This is a genomic window from Ferrimonas sp., assembly GCF_048263965.1.
Taxonomy (GTDB): domain Bacteria; phylum Pseudomonadota; class Gammaproteobacteria; order Enterobacterales; family Shewanellaceae; genus Ferrimonas.
The window spans coordinates 1-15,594 of sequence record NZ_JBLXDO010000022.1; the positions used below are offsets into that span (position 1 = coordinate 1).

Here is a 15,594-nt window from a genome sequence, read left to right on the forward strand (position 1 = left end):
GGATACCGGGACAGCGACTACTTCTTCCTGAAGATACGAGCCGCTTTTCCCGGTAATGCGCGATGAACCTTTTTTATAGCCCTTCATCTGAGGACAACTGTTCAACGACGCTGCTCTGCGTCTCAGAGATATTGCCGGCAGATCTCAACCAGTGCCATTGGGGTGCCAGCAACATGGTCCGGCTGGTGCTGCCAGTGCCGAGGCGATGCGCCACTGTAGGCGGCGGCAACCGCAATCACCCGGCTCCTCGTTCCCAGGGCAGTGTCCAGGTTGCGAGCAAACTGGACATCACCCTGATGGTCGCCAATATAGAACAGGGTCTCTGGACTGTGGCCTCCAAACATCGCCTCAATGCACTGGAGTCCTCCGGCGGGATGGGGCTTCTGAGCCTCTGAGGGCACCTCGTTGTACCCCACCACTGCCTTGAAGGGGGCGGCGACCCCCTGGCTCTCCAGCTGGCGCCAGATGGTCACCGAGTCGTTCTGGGAGCAGATGCCATGGGGCAGCGCCTGAAGCTGTTCCAGCACCTCGGCAATCCCCTCAAACAGAGACACCTGCGTGGTGTTGCGCCTCTGATGCTGGGCCCACAAGGGCCCCGCCTGCGCCGTTTCCTGGGCCGTCAGTCCGTAGTAGTTCTGATAGAGATCCTGCCAGTTCTGTGCCGCGTGATTGGCCTGATGGTAGCGGGCTTCGCTGCGCAGGCAGTGGGGAAGGCGATCGCCGGTCAGCCTTGGAGCCACTTCATCCAGAATGGAGAGGGTGATGCTGATATTCTTTGGGGCGGAATTCACTAGGGTGCCGTCGTAATCCCATAGGATGGCGCTGGAGTGCATAGGGGGCTCCTTCTGAACAGTGGCGCTCACTTTGCCACCTAACATGGCTCGGAAAAAGCCCTCAAACTCGAAATGAGTGTTCTGGTGAAGCTACAAAAAAACCGGAGCCAGGCTCCGGTTTTCTCAGTCTGTCAGGCTTAATCGCCGAAGTAGTCGGCCACCTGCCTGAGGATGCCCGGTCCATCCAGGCCCAGCACGGTGTGCATCTCCTCCTGGGTGCCCTGCTCAATGAAGCGATCGGGCAAGCCCAGTTGCAGCACAGGTTTGGCGATCTTGTGGCGGTTCATACATTCGATCAGCGCCGAGCCGGCACCGCCCATGATGGCGTTCTCTTCCAGGGTCACCAGACGATCGTGGCTGTTGGCCATCTGCTGAACCATCTCCTCGTCGATGGGCTTGACAAAGCGCATGTTCACCACGGTGGCGTTCAGCTGCTCCGCCGCCTCCAGGGCGTAGGGAAGCAGGGTACCGAAGCTGAAGATACACAGATCTTTGCCCTGGCGACGGATCTCCGCCTTGCCGATGGGCAGGGCTTCCATCTCCTCCTGAACCTCTACCTTGAGGCCGGTGCCCCTTGGGTAGCGAACTGCCGCCGGGGTGTCCATCATGTGGCCGGTGTAGAGCATCTGGCGGCACTCGTTGGCGTCCGCCGGTGCCATCACCGTGAAGTTGGGAATACAGCGCAGGTAGGAGAGATCGAAAGCCCCCTGGTGAGTCTGGCCGTCGGCGCCCACCAGACCGCCCCGGTCGATGGCAAACAGCACGGGCAGGTTCATGATGCCCACATCATGGATCGCCTGGTCGTAGGCCCGCTGCAGGAAGGTGGAGTAGATGGCCACCACAGGGTGGTAGCCCTCACAGGCAAAGCCGGCGCCCAGAGTCACCGCATGCTGTTCGGCGATGGCCGCATCGAAGTACTGATCAGGGAACTGCTGGGAAAACTCCACCATGCCAGAGCCTTCGCGCATGGCCGGGGTGATGCCCATCAGTTTGTTGTCCTTGGCGGCCATATCGCACAGCCAGTCACCAAACACCTTGGAGAAGGTGGGCTGGCCGGGCTTGGACTTGGGCAGCTTAGACTCTTCGACGTTGAATTTCGGCACGCCGTGGTAGCTGATGGGGTCCTCTTCCGCAGGCTTATAGCCTTTGCCCTTCTTGGTCATGATGTGCAGAATCTGCGGCCCCTTGAGGTTGCGCATGTTGCGCAGGGTATCCACCAGGCCGCTGACATCGTGGCCATCGATGGGGCCGATGTAGTTGAAGCCCAGCTCCTCAAACAGCGTCCCCGGAACCACCATGCCCTTCAGGTGCTCTTCGGCACGACGTGCCAGCTCCTTGATGGGGGGCAGGCCGGAGAGGGCTTTCTTGCCGCCTTCACGGATGGTGGTGTACAGGCGGCCGGACATCAGTCGGGCCATGTGGTTGTTCAGGGCACCCACGTTCTCGGAGATGGACATCTCGTTGTCGTTGATGATCACCAGCATATCCTTGTGGATGTCGCCGGCGTGGTTCAGGGCTTCGAACGCCATGCCACCGGTGAGGGCACCATCACCGATGACCGCCACAACTTTGCGATCCTGTCCTTCACGGTCGGCGGCGATGGCCATACCCAGGGCGGCGGAGATGGAGGTGGTGGAGTGACCCACACTCAGGGTGTCGTATTCACTCTCTTCACGCCAGGGGAAGGGGTGCAGACCATCTTTCTGGCGAATGGTCGGCATCTCCTTGGCGCGGCCGGTGAGGATCTTGTGCGGGTAGGCCTGATGGCCCACATCCCACACCAGGCGGTCAAAGGGGGTGTTGTACACATAGTGCAGTGCAACCGTCAGCTCCACAGCCCCCAAGCCGGAAGCCAGGTGGCCCGAAGAGTGGCTCACGCAGCGCAGCAGATATTGACGGAGCTCATCCGCCACCGCTTGCAGGTCGGCCTTGGGTAGGGTGCGCAGGTCCTGGGGCATCAATGCCTTGGACAGGAGTGGATAATCGTTCAGATCCAGACTCATTATGACAGTCGCTTCTTGTTATCGTGATTATTGGCCTCGCTCGATGATGTATCGGGCAAAGTCAGTAAGTAGTTCAGTATTGTATGGCAACTGGGCCAAAGATGTCAGGGCATCTTTATGGAGACTCTGCGCCACCTCACAAGCCCCTTCCAGACCCAGCAGGGCAGGGAAGGTACTCTTATCCGCATCGGCGTCCGAACCCTGGGGTTTTCCAAGCTGCTCGGTGTCGGCGGTGATGTCCAGGATGTCGTCCTGAACCTGGAACGCCAGGCCGATGGCTTCGGCGTACTCCACCAGGGCGAGGCGGTGAGCCGGGTCCAGATTGGGTACCGCCAGGGTCGCCAGCTCCACGCTGGCCCGAATCAGTGCACCGGTCTTCAGCCTGTGCAGTTGGGTCAGCGCTTCCAGAGGAATACGTTTGCCGGTGGAAGCCAGATCGATCGCCTGGCCGCCGCACATCCCCTGATAGCCTGAGGCCCTGGCCAGGGCGCGGAACATGGCAACCCGGTTGCCCTCCAGCGCCTCGGGCAGGTCCGCCTCGGCCAGAATTTCGAAGGCCAGGGTCTGCAGCGCATCCCCGGCCAGAATGGCGGTGGCTTCGTCGAAGGCGATGTGACAGGTGGGTTGGCCCCGCCGCAGGTCATCATCGTCCATGGCCGGCAGGTCGTCGTGGATCAGCGAGTAGGCGTGGATACACTCCACCGCCGCGGCCAGAGGGTCCAGGTTCTTTTCATCGGCCCCGAGCATGATGCCCACGCTGTAAACCAGGAAAGGCCGGACCCGTTTGCCGCCCAGCAGGGTGCCGTAACGCATCGCTTCCAGCAGACCGGGCGCGCAGGGGGGCAGGGAATCAAATTGGTGGATAAGGTGTTGGTCGACCCGCTCACGGTAGCGGGTCAGGGCAGCGCTCAGCATGCTTACTCCTGAGATTCGAAATCAACCAGTTGTGCGTCGCCTTCCTCATCCCTGGTAAGCATCTGTACGCTCTGTTCCGCCTGGGTCAGCTTGCTCTGGCTGGCCCTTACGAGGTGAATGCCTCGCTCGAACTGTTTCAGCGCCTGTTCCAGCGGCAGGTTTCCCTGTTCCAGATTGCCAACAATCTGCTCCAGCTCCGACAGCGCCTGTTCAAAACTTAGGTTGTCCGGTTTTTTTGCCATCTTTCGGCTCCTTGAAGTGCTGGACAAAGGTACTGCTTTGTCGACCCTGGATCAATGGAGGTCCAGGTCGAAGCTGAAATTTCATTAAACTTGCCTTCGATTGGACCGATAAAGACAATAGACTACCTAGTTCCCCCTGCTGGGACGATCAGAAATTCAGACAGATCAGGAGAGTTTGTGGATCTCGCGACCCTAATTGGCCTCTTAGGCGCCTTCGCATTCGTGATCATGGCGATGATGAACGGGGGTGACCCCGGCGTTTTCGTCAATATCCCATCGGTCCTCATCGTAGTGTGTGGCTCCCTGTTCGTGGTGATGATGAAGTACAACATCAAGCAGTTCCTCGGAGCCATCAAGATCGCCGCCAAGGCCTTCATGTTCAAAATTGACAAGCCGGAAGACCTCATCGAGCAGGCGGTGGTGATGGCCGACTCCGCCCGAAAGGGGGGCTTTCTGGCCCTGGAGGAGGCGGAGATCAACAACAGCTTCATGCAGAAGGCGGTAGACCTGCTGGTGGATGGCCACGATGCCTCTGTGGTGCGCCAGGCCCTGGCCAAGGACATCGGCCTGACCATGGAGCGTCACCAAAGCGGCTCCGGCATCTTCCGCGCCCTGGCGGACGTCGCGCCGGCCATGGGGATGATAGGCACCCTGATTGGCCTGGTGGCCATGCTGAACAATATGGATGACCCCAAATCCATCGGCCCCGCCATGGCGGTGGCCCTGTTGACCACCCTCTATGGCGCCATCATCGCCAACATGGTGGCAGCACCCATCGCCGACAAGTTGGAACTGCGCATGGGTGAGGAGATGCTCAACCGTCGCCTGATCATGGATGCGGTGCTCTCCATCCAGGATGGTCAGAACCCCCGGGTGATTGAAGGCTTTTTGAAGAACTACCTGGCGGAGAAGCAGCGAGCCGTCTCCACCACAGAGGATTAGGTCCATGACTCTGTCCGCCAATCGCGATGAGGAGATGGCCCCAGCGAAGAAGGCCAGCGGTGGCTCTCCAGCCTGGATGGCCACCTTCGCGGACCTGATGTCCCTGTTGATGTGCTTCTTCGTACTGCTGCTGGCCTTCTCCGAGATGGACGTGCTCAAATTCAAGCAGATCGCCGGCTCCATGAAGTACGCCTTCGGTGTTCAGAACAAGCTGGAGGTGAAGGACATACCCAAAGGGACCTCGGTCATTGCCCAGGAGTTTCGTCCTGGCCGGCCGGAACCCACCCCCATCGAGGTGATCAACCAGCAGACCATTCAGTTCACCAAGAACCACCTGGACGTAGACCCAGGTAAGGACCCTGTGGCCGGCAGTGAGCAGACCAACGACGGTAAGCTCAAGGGCGGCGCCAGCGAGGAGACTTCCCCGGCCTTGGATACCATGGCCCAGACCCAGGCACAGGCTGAGAGCAGTGCCCTGGCCAAGAAGCTGGCGGAGCAGCTTCAGGAGCAGATTGAGGATGGGGCCATCGAGATTGAGTCCCTGGGGCAGCAGATTGTGATTCGCATCCGTGAAAAGGGGGCGTTCCCGGCCAACTCTGCGTTCCTGCAGCCCAAGTTCCGTCCGGTGATCGCGTCGGTGGCGGGTCTGCTCAAGGATGTGCCCGGCATCATCACCATCACTGGGCACACCGACAATGCGGTGATCAACAACGAACTCTACCGCTCCAACTGGGAGCTCTCCGCCCAGCGCGCGGTCTCCGTGGCCCATGAGATGATCAAGGTGGAGGGGTTTGAACCTCACCGCATGGAGGTCATCGGCAAGGCCAACACCCAGCCCCTGGCCAGCAACGATGAAGCGGCCGGCCGAGCCAAAAACCGACGGGTGGAGATTGCGATCACCCAAGGTAAGCCTAAACTTTCCGAAGAGATCCCGGCCGTTCAGTAACCTGAGCGGGGTCACGTCCCTTGTGACGTGGCCTTCGGTCCTCTCTGCCAGTGGTTCCCCAGATGCATAAGCTCAGGTATAATGCCGCGCTTTGATTTTTTGTCCGTACAGGAAGCTCATGAAATTTATCGTTAAGCTGCATCCCGAGATCATGATTAAGAGCAAATCGGTGCGTAAGCGCTTCGGTAAGTTGCTCGAGTCCAACATACGCAATGTATTGCGTAAAACGGATGAGACTGTGCGGGTTCGCTTCAACTGGGATCACATCAGTGCCGCCAGCAGCAATGACGATCCAACCAATACCGCCAAGCTGGTGGAATCCCTGAGCAACATGCCGGGTATCCACCACTTCATGGAGGTGCGCCAGTACAACTTCGAGACCCTGGACGACATCTATCAGCATGCGCTGCCGGTATTCACCGAACGCCTGAAGGGCAAGACCTTCTGTGTGCGCGCCAAGCGTCGCGGCAAACACGACTTCAACTCTCTTGAGGTGGAGCGTTACGTGGGTGGCGGCCTCAACCAGCACACCGAAGCGGCTGGGGTTCGCCTCAAGGACCCCGATGTGGTGATCGGCCTGGAGATTGAAGACGACAAGCTCTATCTGGTGCACAAGCGTCACGATGGCATGGGCGGCTTCCCCATCGCCACCCAGGAGGATGTGCTCTCCCTGATCTCCGGTGGTTTCGACTCCGGGGTGTCCAGCTTCCAGTGCATCAAGCGCGGTGCCCGTACCCACTACTGCTTCTTCAACCTCGGTGGTGCCGCCCACGAGCAGGGGGTGAAGCAGGTGGCTTACTACCTGTGGAACAAGTACGGTTCCTCCCACAAGGTGCGTTTCATCTCCATCCCGTTCGAGCCCGTGGTGGAGGAGATCCTCGAGCGCATCGACAATGGCCAGATGGGCGTGATTCTCAAGCGGATGATGATGAAGGTCGCCAGTGCCGTGGCTCAGAAGTACAACATCCCCGCCCTGGTGACCGGTGAGGCCATGGGCCAGGTGTCCAGCCAGACCCTGACCAACCTCAATGTCATCGACAAGGTGAGCGACACAGTGATCCTTCGTCCCCTGGTGACCTGGGACAAGCAGGAGATCATCGATGTGGCCAGGGCGATCGGCACCGAGGAGTTTGCTGCCAGCATGCCTGAGTACTGCGGTGTGATCTCCCAGAAGCCCACTGTGAAGGCGGTGCTTTCCAAGATCGAGGAAGAGGAAGCCAAGTTCTCCGAGGACCTGGTGGAGCGTGTGATGGCGGAGGCCAAGATGATGGACATTCGTGATATTGCCAAAGAGGAGCAGGCCAAGGTCACCGAGATGGAGACCGTGGACAGCCCCATTGACGGCGCCGTAGTGCTGGATATCCGCCCCCCTGAAGAGGAGGAGCAGAGCCCGCTGCAACTGGACGGTGTCGAAGTGGTCACCCTGCCTTTCTTCAAGCTCGGCTCCCAGTTCAAGGAGTTGGACCAGCAGCGCACCTATCTGCTCTACTGCGACCGCGGCGTAATGTCCAAGTTGCAGGCTCTCTACCTCAAGGAGCAGGGCTACAGCAACATCAAGGTGTACCGCCCCTAACCCACAGAAAATATAAAAAAACCGCCGAAAGGCGGTTTTTTTATGCTTGGCGTTTGCCGTTCAAGGTGACTGCAGAGCCCTGACCCTATCCAGATTGTCCCTGTGCGCCGGCACCGCAATACCCGCCTGGTCGGCCAGGGCAACCACAAAGCCACTGATCGCCTCGATCTCCGTGGCACGGCCTGCGTCCACATCGGAGAGCATGGATGAGCGATTCTGGGCGGTCGCTTCGGCCACCTTCAGCCCCAGGGCCAACACCTCGTCTGCCACCATGGCAACGCCCTGGCTGGCAGCCACCTGGGCCAGCTCTTCGCTGAGCCTTTTCAGGGTGGGCAGGAACTCGGGCCGGGTCAGTTCACCATTGGGACAGTTGTGCAGTGCCGTCAGCGGATTGATCAGGGCGTTGACCGCCAGCTTGTGCCACAGCCTCACCTCAATGTTGTCATCCAGCTCAAAGCCGATGGCCGTCAAGGCCTCGGGCAAGGGGCCCTGATGGCGCAGGGGGCCGGCAAAACGCTGCCCCAGCCCGGTGTGGATCACCGCGTCTCTTTGCTGACGCAGCCCGCCATCGGTCAGGGTGCCCGCCCACCAGTTGTGCTCTGGGAAGCGTCTGGCCAGCTGCTGCTGAGGGCCCAGGCCATTATGCAGCAGTATGATGGGAGTCTGAGGGGCTAGTCCGGGGAGCAGGGGCGTCACCGCGTCCTGGGCTTGATAAGCCTTGGTGGTGACCAACAGCGCCTGACAGGACGGTATGGCGTCGGGTGGCAGGTGGCGCACCTTGTGGTGAAACCGCTGGCCTTCCAGGGTGGTCAGTTGGTGCTCCCTAACCTCACTGTGACTGCCGGGGCGGCCAATGATCACCGCTTCGATCCCCTGCTGTGCCAGCAGGCCCGCCATCAGTTGGCCGATGGCGCCGCCGCCGACAATGGCTATCGGTTCTGCCATTTCACCACCAGCATCAGAAACAGGTGAAACATCAGGGCGCCTGCCATGTCGGCCAGGAAATCCATCGGGTCCGCCTGCCGGTAGGGCAGCCGGGATTGCACCAGTTCCACCAGGCCGGCGTAACCGGCCAGCACCAGCAGCTGCTGCCAGCGAGGCCAGTCGAAGGCCAGGTGCAGCATCATCGCCAGGGCGGCGAAGCCAAACAGGTGCCCAAGCTTGTCGGTATGGGCAATGGGCTGAGGGTAACTGGGTTTACCAAACAGCAGGTAGGAGAAGGCCGCCAGCATCAGCAGCAGGCTGAATCTGAACCAGAGCCGCTGCTGCGGGTTGGGGGAGGTCAAAATCATCATGGCAGCAATAATAGCCGCCCGGGGGCCGCCAGGCCATGACCAATTGCCCCTTTTGGCCCTTTGTGCCTTGCGGTGGCGGTGACTGAGAGTAAACTCTTTGGCATCAACAGATTCAGCCGACCAGGCTGGAGGCCTATCAGGAGATTAAGATGCCCTCATTCGACATAGTGTCCGAGGTAAACGCGGTGGAGCTGCGCAACTCTGTGGACAACGCCAGCCGTGAGCTGACCAACCGCTTCGACTTCCGCGGTGTGGAAGCCAGCTTCTCCCTGGCGGATATGGTGGTGACCATGAAGACCGAGTCCGACTTCCAGCTCAAGCAGATGGAGGACATCCTGCGTGGTGCCCTGGCGGCCCGTAAGGTGGACACCAGCGCCATGGAAGTGGATGAGAAAGCCCTGCACAGTGGCAAGACCTTCTCCCGCAACGTCAAGTTTAAGCAGGGCATCGAGCAGCCCACCGCCAAGAAGCTGGTGAAGATGATCAAGGACAGCAAGCTGAAGGTGCAGTCCCAGATCCAGGGGGACAAGCTGCGTGTCACCGGCAAGAAGCGCGATGAGCTGCAGGCGGTAATGGCCCTGGTGCGCGAGGCGGACCTGGGACAGCCGTTCCAGTTCGAGAACTTCCGCGACTGATCGCAGCCAGACAGAGAAACGGGGAGCCTTGGCTCCCCGTTTTCTTGAGAGGGACGCATCTCAGGGTTATTCCCAAATGGAATGCCCAGGCGGACGCTAAATCACTACAGCAGATATCTCTGACTCCCTATACTGGGCGCTAATCTGATTTGTTTGCCGTACTTCAGGAGTGGAGAGTCGATGACCGAGTATGAAAAGATGCTGGCGGGTTTGGATTACGATGGGGGTGATTCCCACATCAATGAGATCAAGCATCTGGCTTACCAGTCTCAGCAACGTATTAATCATGCGGCCAGTGTTGAGCAGGCGCAGCAGGATTTGCGGTCATTGATGAGCTTGGGAGAAGGCTGCTGGATTACGCCGCCGTTCCACTGTGAGTTCGGGCGTCATATCGAGATGGGGGATAGCTGTTTCCTCAACATGGGGGTGACCATGCTCGACGGTGCCCGCATTACCCTGGGGCGCAATGTGATGGTTGGGCCCAATGCTCAGTTCTATACTGCCAGTCACTCCCTGGATCATCGTCAACGGCGCAGCTGGGAAACCATTTGCCAACCCATAGTGGTGGAAGACGATGTTTGGATTGGTGGCAATGTGGTGATTACCCAGGGGGTCACCATAGGTCGAGGTGCGGTCATTGCCGCTAACTCAACGGTTACCCGGGATGTCGAGCCTTTGACCCTGATGGCAGGGTCGCCGGCCAGGTGCATTCGGCGTCTGGACACCGAGCCTCACTCCGGCGAGCAGGCTCAATCTTGAGGCGATGCTCCCCAAGGGGGACTGCGGGCAAAATGAGAAACGGGGAGCCTTAGCTCCCCGTTTTTTGTTGTGCGGTGGGTTACACCGGCTGCTCGATGGTGAGCATCTGCTCCTCCAGCAGCCTACGGGTGTACTTGTGCTGGGGATTGGCAAACACCTCTGTGGTGCGCCCCTCTTCCACCACCACGCCTCGCTTGAGCACGATCACCCGGTCGCTCATGTGGCGCACCAGCCCCAGATCGTGGGACATCAGGATGTAGCTCAGCCCCAGCTTCTGTTGCAGTTCCAGCAGCAGGTTGACGCACTGGGCCCTCAGGGAGGAGTCCAGTCCGGACAGCGCCTCATCGGAGATGATGATCTTCGGTTCCAGCATCAGCGCCCGGGCGATGGCGACCCTCTGCCTCTGGCCATGGGAGATCATATGGGGGTAGAAGTCCCCATGCTCTCTCAACAGGCCCACCTTCTTCAGGATGCGGTTGACCGTCTCCTTGCGCTCCTCCTTGTCCTGGCTGGTGTTGAACTTCAGCGGCTCCTCCAGCAGCTGACCGATGCGCTGGCGGGGATTGAGGGAGGTGGTGGGGTCCTGGAAAATCATCCGGATCAGACTGCAGCGACGCTTGTGATCCATCATCTCCAGATGCTCGCCATCGAGCAGGATCTCGCCACTGCTGCGCTGCTCCGCGCCGGCCAGGATCTTGGCCAGGGTGGTTCGGCCTGAGCCCGCTTCCCCGACGAACGCCAGGGTTTCGTTGGGGTAGAGCTCGAAGGAGATCGGTTCCAGGGCGGTGTCGTACACCTTGCGAAAGCGTCGGTAGCCCGCCGGAAACTTCTTGGACAGGTTCTTTACCTGCAGCAGCGGCTCGGTCATTTTCTCTCCTCCTCCGCCTGCAGCGGAAAGTGGCAGCGGAAGGCATGGCCGTTTCTGGTGGCAATCCGCGGTGGATTCACACACTCACGGCGGGCGTGGGGGCAGCGGGGCCCCAGGCGACAACCGATGGGCAGGTGCTGCAGCGGCGGAATCATCCCTTCCAGGGTATTGAGCTGGCGCTTGGGCAGAATTGACATGTTGGCGCTTGGCGCACTGGCAATCAGCGCCTGGGTGTAGGGGTGGCGAGGCCCCTTGATCAGGGCCTTCACCGAGCCGGATTCCATCATCTGGCCACAGTAGAGCACGCTCAGGTTGTGGCTCCAGCGGGCCACCGAATTAAGGTCGTGGCTGATCAGCAAAATGGCCACGCTCTTGGTTTGACTCAGCTTGGACAGCAGACGGTAGATCTGGGCGGCGGTGGCGGTCTCCAACCCGGTGGTGGGCTCATCGGCGATCAGCAGTTTGGGACGGTGGGATACCGCCATGGCGATCATCACCTTCTGCGCCAGCCCCTCAGACAGCTCCCAGGGGAAGGCGCGCATCACCCTGGTGTGATCCTTCACCCCCACCCGGTGCAGCAGGTCGATGGCCATCTCCTTACGCGCTTTGGGGCGCCTCCACCAGGGCAGGTCGTCAAAGTCCGGCATCGCCTCGATCAACTGACCACCGATGCGGCTGCCGGGGTCCAGGCAGGAGCCGGGCTCCTGGAAGATTATGGCGATCTCCCGTCCCATCAGCTTGCGCCTCTTGGTGATGGACATGGTCAGCAGATCTTCGCCGCGCCAGCTCAGGCGGTCGGCGATGATGCGGGTGCGTTTGTCGGTAATGCCCATGATCGCCTGGGCCAGCAGGCTTTTGCCTGATCCGGACTCGCCGACCAGGCCATGGATCTCACCCTCCTGCAGGGTCAGGCTGAACTTCTCCACCGCCACCAGCCAGCCGTGGGGGGTGTTCAGTTCAATGGTGAGGTTGCGAATATCGAGCAGATGCATCAGCCGCGTCCCTCCAGCAGGGCCTGGCGCAACCCCTCACCCACCACATTGGTGGCCAGCACACTGAACAGGATCGCCATGCCCGGCATGGTCACCGTCCAGGGGGCGGTCAGCAGGTTGTCCAGCCCCTGCTCCACCATGGCGCCCCATTCCGGGGAGGGCGATTGCGCCCCCAGGCCGATGAAGCCCAGGGCGGCGATATCCAGGATGGCCACGGAGAAGGCCAGGGTGGTCTGCACGATCACCGGGTTCCACACATTGGGCAGGATGGAGTCGTAAAACACCTGCCAGGTGCCGGCGCCGTCGAGACGTGCCGCCACCACATACTCCTTCTGCACCTCCTCGTGGACCGCATTGTGCACCGTGCGGACGAAACGGGGCACCAGGGACAGCCCCACGGCCCAGATGACGTTGTCCAGTCCAGGGCCCAGCACCGCGGCAAAGAGGACTGCCAGCACCAGAGAGGGCATGGAGAGCAGGGTATCTAGCAGGTGAGAGAGCACACTGGCTTTCAGGCCCTTGGTCATGCCGGAGAGGCTGCCAATCAGGAAGCCGCACACCAGGGAGAGCAGAACAATCACCAGGGCGTAGCCGAAGGTGAGGTGGGCCCCCTGCAGAATCCGTGAGAACAGATCACGGCCTAAGTCATCCGTACCCAGGAAGTGCTCCACCGAACCGGCATCGGCCCAGGAGGGCGGCACCAGCAGGGCGGAAGGATCTTGATAGGAGGCGGAGTAGGGGGCGACGAAGGGGCCGAGCAGGCTCATGGAGAGGATCAGCATCAGCACCCACAGGCCGATCAAAGACAGTGGGTTGCGGGTAAAGCTCTCCCAGATGGTCTGCCACAGGGAGGGGATCTTCTCCTCGTAGTAGATATTAACGTTGCCCATAGATCTCTTTCCGGCTGATGGGGTTGAGTGTGGTGTGGACCACGTCAAACATGATATTCAGGAACACGATAAACAGGGAGATGGTTAGCACCCCGCCCTGCAGCGCGGTGTAGTCCCCCTGTCGCAGGGCCGCCACCAGCCAGGCGCCTACGCCAGGCCAGGAGAACAGCAGCTCCACGATGATGATGGAGCTGGCGATGGGCCCCAGTTGCAAAGCCAGCACCCGCAGAACCGAGGCCAGGGCGTTGGGCAGGGCATGATTCATGATCAGCTTGTATCTGGAGATGCCCCGGGCTTCCAGGGCGCGGATGTAGTTCTTCTCCAGCTCTTCGGCCAGGGCAAAGCGGGTAATGCGAATGATGATGGTCAGCGGCAGCACCATCACCACGGACATCGGCAGTACCAGGTGGGCCCAGGCGTCGGCCATGGCCGCACCCCGCCAGGGGCCGTCGGAGAGGAAGATGTCCACCAGCAGCAGACCACTGAAGTCGGGGATGTCATACATCAGGTTGATGCGCCCCGAGGCGGGCAGCCAGTCAAACTGGATGCCGAAGGTGATGATCTGCAGCAGTCCCAACCAGAATACTGGCAGGGAGAAGCCCACCAGGGTCAGGGTCATCACCAGGCGCTGCACTGTGGCGTTGCGGCTCAGGGTGGCCAGCATGCCGATGGGAATGCCGATCAGCAGGGCCAGCCCGACGGACAGCATTCCCAGCTCCAGGGTGGCGGGCAGCACCTGCAGCAGTTGGTCGGCAATCGCCTCCCCGGAGTTCATGGACACGCCAAAATCACCGCGCAACCGGGTGCTGACGTAGGCCACGTAACCCACGATGGGCCCGTGCTCCAGCTTGTAGGTGTGGTTGATCTCCGCCATCTCGGCGATGCTGGGTTCGCGCACGCCGGAGAGGTTGGCCACTTGATCGCCGGGCAGGGCCAGGGTGACCGAGTAGACCACCGCAAACAGCATCAGGGTGGTCAGTACAAATAGGTTTATGCGTCGAAGCAGGTAACTCAGCATCAGTTCACCCTCTTAACCTGGCCAAAGCGGATGCCGCCTACCGTCGTCAGGATTGGACCCTCAAGCTGTCGCATCCGGCCCAGGGTGCGGGTGGCGTGGGCCAGGGGCAACAGAGGAACCTGCTGAACCAGGTGCTGCTCCAGCTGATGATACTGGATGCGACGCATGGCCCGGTCCTCGTTGCTTCTGGCCTGCTGCAGCAGGGCATCAAACTCCCGGTTGCACCAGCGGGCGTGGTTGGTGCCCGACACCAGGCCACTGCAGCTCAGGATGGGGGTAAAGAAGTTGTCCGGGTCGGTGTTGTCGGCATTCCAGCCCAGCAGCACCGAGTCGTGCTCCGCCTTGCGCAACATGGTGGTGAACAGGCTCCAGTCGTAACTCTTGATGGTCACATTGACACCGATGGCCGCCAGGTCCTGCTGTATCAGCTCGGCAGTCTTGATGGCATTGGGGTTGTAGCTTCGACCAATGGGAGGTGCCCAGATCTCCAGACTCATGCCCGCCAGACCCGCCTGGGTCAGCAGAGCCCGGGCCAGTTCTGGGTTGTAGGGCAGCTCGGTGGTGCCCTCCTGGTAGGCCCAGGAGATGGGGGGCAGCAGGCCGGCCCCCCGGGCGGCGGTGTTGTGATACACCGCCTTGAGGATCTTCTGCCGGTCTACTGCCATGGCCAGGGCCCGGCGCACCGTCAGCTGATCAAAGGGGGGCTTCTGGGTGTTGAACGCCCAGTAGGCCACATTGAAGCCGGGTTGGGCTTCCAGCTGCAGGTCGTCGTACTCCTGCAGCAGGGAGAGCTGGCCCACCTGGGGCAGGGCGGCCACATCGCAATCGCCGCCAATCAGCTTGATCATCCGCCCGGTGGCATTGGGGGTGATATCGAAGATCAGTTGTTCCATGGCCGCAGGCCCACGGAAGTAGCCGCTATGGCGCTTGTAGCGTACATAACGGTTCTTCTTGAACTCCACCAACTGGAAGGGACCTGTGCCTATGGGCTGATGGTCGATCAGTTCCATCTCCCCATCCTGGTAGAGCCGCTGACCATACTCAGCCGACAGAATGACGGCGAAGTCGGTGGCGATGTTGGTGAGGAAGGTGGAATCGGGTTGGCGCAGTTCAAACTCCACCTGATGGTCACCCAGCCGGTGGACGGCCAGCAGGTTCTCGGCCAGCTCTATGCTCTGGAAGAAGGGATACTGGCCGCCACCCACGGTGTGATAGGGGTGGTCGCTGTCGGTCATCCGGTTGAAGCTGAACACCACGTCATCCGCATTAAAGGGACGGCTGGGGCTGAAGCGTTCATTGCTTTGAAACCAGACATTTTCGCGGAGAATGAAGCGGTAACGGAGGCCATCTTCGGAGATCCGCCAGCTTTCGGCGAGTTCGGGAATCAGCTTGCCGCTGACGTCATCGAACCCCAGCAGCCGGTTGTAGATCTGCTTGGAGCTGGCGTCCAGGGTACTGCTGGAGGTAACCAACTGGGGGTTAAACAGCTCCGGGTTGGCCTCGGAGCAATACACCAGTCCCTGGGTGGGGGCGGAATCGGTACGGCTGCAACCCTGGGTGAGGGAGAGCAGCAGCAGCGCCGCAAGAACACGAAAGTGAGTCATTGGGTTAACTGACGTTTCTGGGATCCGGCTAGTGTATCAAAGCATTGGGCGCGGATCATCAGCCCGGGAGGGTGTTTAT

16 protein-coding genes are annotated in these 15,594 nt (G+C 60.5%); 5 read left to right on the forward strand and 11 right to left on the reverse strand.

Going from position 1 to position 15,594, the window contains the following annotated elements; all coding sequences use genetic code 11:
• Window positions 1–122: 122 nt before the first annotated feature.
• The 4 genes from ACN0RV_RS16065 to xseB form a co-directional block, all read right to left on the reverse strand.
• Window positions 123–833 (reverse strand): HAD family hydrolase, encoded by a 711-nt coding sequence (locus tag ACN0RV_RS16065; RefSeq protein WP_417349154.1) that lies wholly within the window; start codon window positions 831–833, stop codon window positions 123–125.
• Between the two features lie 137 nt (window positions 834–970).
• Window positions 971–2,836 carry a 1-deoxy-D-xylulose-5-phosphate synthase gene (gene dxs / locus ACN0RV_RS16070; protein ID WP_417349156.1) on the reverse strand — a complete coding sequence of 622 codons (1,866 nt, stop codon included), beginning with the start codon at window positions 2,834–2,836 and terminating at the stop codon, window positions 971–973.
• Window positions 2,837–2,863: 27 nt separating this feature from the next.
• Entirely contained in the window at window positions 2,864–3,751 is an 888-nt protein-coding gene (gene ispA / locus ACN0RV_RS16075; protein ID WP_417349158.1) for a (2E,6E)-farnesyl diphosphate synthase, read from the reverse strand.
• 2 nt (window positions 3,752–3,753) lie between these two features.
• Window positions 3,754–3,993: an exodeoxyribonuclease VII small subunit gene (gene xseB / locus ACN0RV_RS16080; RefSeq protein WP_028110548.1), complete on the reverse strand. Its 240-nt coding sequence runs from the start codon at window positions 3,991–3,993 to the stop codon at window positions 3,754–3,756.
• 177 nt (window positions 3,994–4,170) lie between these two features.
• On the opposite strand from xseB, the gene pomA reads away from it, so the two are divergent.
• The 3 genes from pomA to thiI all read left to right on the forward strand — a co-directional run bounded on the left by pomA (window position 4,171) and on the right by thiI (window position 7,454).
• Window positions 4,171–4,935, forward strand: coding sequence for a flagellar motor protein PomA (gene pomA, locus ACN0RV_RS16085; RefSeq protein ID WP_417349161.1), 765 nt, complete (start codon window positions 4,171–4,173; stop codon window positions 4,933–4,935).
• Between the two features lie 4 nt (window positions 4,936–4,939).
• Window positions 4,940–5,881 carry a flagellar motor protein MotB gene (locus tag ACN0RV_RS16090; RefSeq protein WP_417349163.1) on the forward strand — a complete coding sequence of 314 codons (942 nt, stop codon included), beginning with the start codon at window positions 4,940–4,942 and terminating at the stop codon, window positions 5,879–5,881.
• A gap of 118 nt (window positions 5,882–5,999) precedes the next feature.
• Window positions 6,000–7,454 (forward strand): tRNA uracil 4-sulfurtransferase ThiI, encoded by a 1,455-nt coding sequence (gene thiI / locus ACN0RV_RS16095; protein WP_417349165.1) that lies wholly within the window; start codon window positions 6,000–6,002, stop codon window positions 7,452–7,454.
• A 60-nt stretch (window positions 7,455–7,514) separates the two neighbouring features.
• On the opposite strand, the gene ACN0RV_RS16100 is transcribed toward thiI, so the two are convergent.
• A complete protein-coding gene (locus tag ACN0RV_RS16100) occupies window positions 7,515–8,399 on the reverse strand; it encodes a ketopantoate reductase family protein (protein ID WP_417349167.1) in 885 nt (294 codons plus the stop codon).
• Complete coding sequence (locus ACN0RV_RS16105; RefSeq protein WP_417349169.1) at window positions 8,384–8,749, reverse strand: VanZ family protein; 366 nt, start codon at window positions 8,747–8,749, stop codon at window positions 8,384–8,386. Before ACN0RV_RS16105 ends, ACN0RV_RS16100 begins: the two co-directional genes overlap by 16 nt.
• 149 nt (window positions 8,750–8,898) lie before the next feature.
• Here ACN0RV_RS16105 and ACN0RV_RS16110 point away from each other — a divergent pair, with 149 nt between their 5' ends.
• Together ACN0RV_RS16110 and ACN0RV_RS16115 are read left to right on the forward strand one after the other, a co-directional pair.
• Complete coding sequence (locus ACN0RV_RS16110; protein WP_417349171.1) at window positions 8,899–9,384, forward strand: YajQ family cyclic di-GMP-binding protein; 486 nt, start codon at window positions 8,899–8,901, stop codon at window positions 9,382–9,384.
• A gap of 180 nt (window positions 9,385–9,564) precedes the next feature.
• Window positions 9,565–10,143 (forward strand): sugar O-acetyltransferase, encoded by a 579-nt coding sequence (locus ACN0RV_RS16115; protein ID WP_417349173.1) that lies wholly within the window; start codon window positions 9,565–9,567, stop codon window positions 10,141–10,143.
• Window positions 10,144–10,222: 79 nt separating this feature from the next.
• On the opposite strand, the gene ACN0RV_RS16120 is transcribed toward ACN0RV_RS16115, so the two are convergent.
• From ACN0RV_RS16120 to ACN0RV_RS16140, 5 genes are read right to left on the reverse strand one after another with little or no spacing between them, the layout of a single operon-like run.
• Window positions 10,223–11,011 carry an ATP-binding cassette domain-containing protein gene (locus ACN0RV_RS16120; RefSeq protein WP_417349175.1) on the reverse strand — a complete coding sequence of 263 codons (789 nt, stop codon included), beginning with the start codon at window positions 11,009–11,011 and terminating at the stop codon, window positions 10,223–10,225.
• Complete coding sequence (locus tag ACN0RV_RS16125) at window positions 11,008–12,003, reverse strand: oligopeptide/dipeptide ABC transporter ATP-binding protein (RefSeq protein WP_417349177.1); 996 nt, start codon at window positions 12,001–12,003, stop codon at window positions 11,008–11,010. The genes ACN0RV_RS16120 and ACN0RV_RS16125 overlap by 4 nt, the downstream gene beginning before the upstream one ends.
• The gene (locus tag ACN0RV_RS16130) at window positions 12,003–12,893 is read right to left on the reverse strand and encodes an ABC transporter permease subunit (RefSeq protein ID WP_417349179.1); all 891 of its coding nucleotides are present in this window, start codon (window positions 12,891–12,893) and stop codon (window positions 12,003–12,005) included. The genes ACN0RV_RS16125 and ACN0RV_RS16130 overlap by 1 nt, the downstream gene beginning before the upstream one ends.
• The gene (locus ACN0RV_RS16135; RefSeq protein WP_417349181.1) at window positions 12,880–13,911 is read right to left on the reverse strand and encodes an ABC transporter permease subunit; all 1,032 of its coding nucleotides are present in this window, start codon (window positions 13,909–13,911) and stop codon (window positions 12,880–12,882) included. Before ACN0RV_RS16135 ends, ACN0RV_RS16130 begins: the two co-directional genes overlap by 14 nt.
• On the reverse strand, window positions 13,911–15,515 hold the full coding sequence (locus ACN0RV_RS16140; RefSeq protein WP_417349183.1) for an ABC transporter substrate-binding protein: 1,605 nt from the start codon (window positions 15,513–15,515) through the stop codon (window positions 13,911–13,913). The genes ACN0RV_RS16135 and ACN0RV_RS16140 overlap by 1 nt, the downstream gene beginning before the upstream one ends.
• Between the last annotated feature and the right edge of the window lie 79 nt (window positions 15,516–15,594).

What these genes read in the sequence shown, in the direction of transcription:
- ACN0RV_RS16065 (WP_417349154.1), bottom strand. Translation starts at nt 833, where the DNA reads ATGCACTCCAGCGCCATCCTATGGGATTACGACGGCACCCTAGTGAAT.
- dxs (WP_417349156.1), bottom strand. Translation starts at nt 2,836, where the DNA reads ATGAGTCTGGATCTGAACGATTATCCACTCCTGTCCAAGGCATTGATG.
- ispA (WP_417349158.1), bottom strand. Translation starts at nt 3,751, where the DNA reads ATGCTGAGCGCTGCCCTGACCCGCTACCGTGAGCGGGTCGACCAACAC.
- xseB (WP_028110548.1), bottom strand. Translation starts at nt 3,993, where the DNA reads ATGGCAAAAAAACCGGACAACCTAAGTTTTGAACAGGCGCTGTCGGAG.
- ACN0RV_RS16090 (WP_417349163.1), top strand. Translation starts at nt 4,940, where the DNA reads ATGACTCTGTCCGCCAATCGCGATGAGGAGATGGCCCCAGCGAAGAAG.
- thiI (WP_417349165.1), top strand. Translation starts at nt 6,000, where the DNA reads ATGAAATTTATCGTTAAGCTGCATCCCGAGATCATGATTAAGAGCAAA.
- ACN0RV_RS16100 (WP_417349167.1), bottom strand. Translation starts at nt 8,399, where the DNA reads ATGGCAGAACCGATAGCCATTGTCGGCGGCGGCGCCATCGGCCAACTG.
- ACN0RV_RS16105 (WP_417349169.1), bottom strand. Translation starts at nt 8,749, where the DNA reads ATGATGATTTTGACCTCCCCCAACCCGCAGCAGCGGCTCTGGTTCAGA.
- ACN0RV_RS16110 (WP_417349171.1), top strand. Translation starts at nt 8,899, where the DNA reads ATGCCCTCATTCGACATAGTGTCCGAGGTAAACGCGGTGGAGCTGCGC.
- ACN0RV_RS16115 (WP_417349173.1), top strand. Translation starts at nt 9,565, where the DNA reads ATGACCGAGTATGAAAAGATGCTGGCGGGTTTGGATTACGATGGGGGT.
- ACN0RV_RS16120 (WP_417349175.1), bottom strand. Translation starts at nt 11,011, where the DNA reads ATGACCGAGCCGCTGCTGCAGGTAAAGAACCTGTCCAAGAAGTTTCCG.
- ACN0RV_RS16125 (WP_417349177.1), bottom strand. Translation starts at nt 12,003, where the DNA reads ATGCATCTGCTCGATATTCGCAACCTCACCATTGAACTGAACACCCCC.
- ACN0RV_RS16130 (WP_417349179.1), bottom strand. Translation starts at nt 12,893, where the DNA reads ATGGGCAACGTTAATATCTACTACGAGGAGAAGATCCCCTCCCTGTGG.
- ACN0RV_RS16135 (WP_417349181.1), bottom strand. Translation starts at nt 13,911, where the DNA reads ATGCTGAGTTACCTGCTTCGACGCATAAACCTATTTGTACTGACCACC.
- ACN0RV_RS16140 (WP_417349183.1), bottom strand. Translation starts at nt 15,515, where the DNA reads ATGACTCACTTTCGTGTTCTTGCGGCGCTGCTGCTGCTCTCCCTCACC.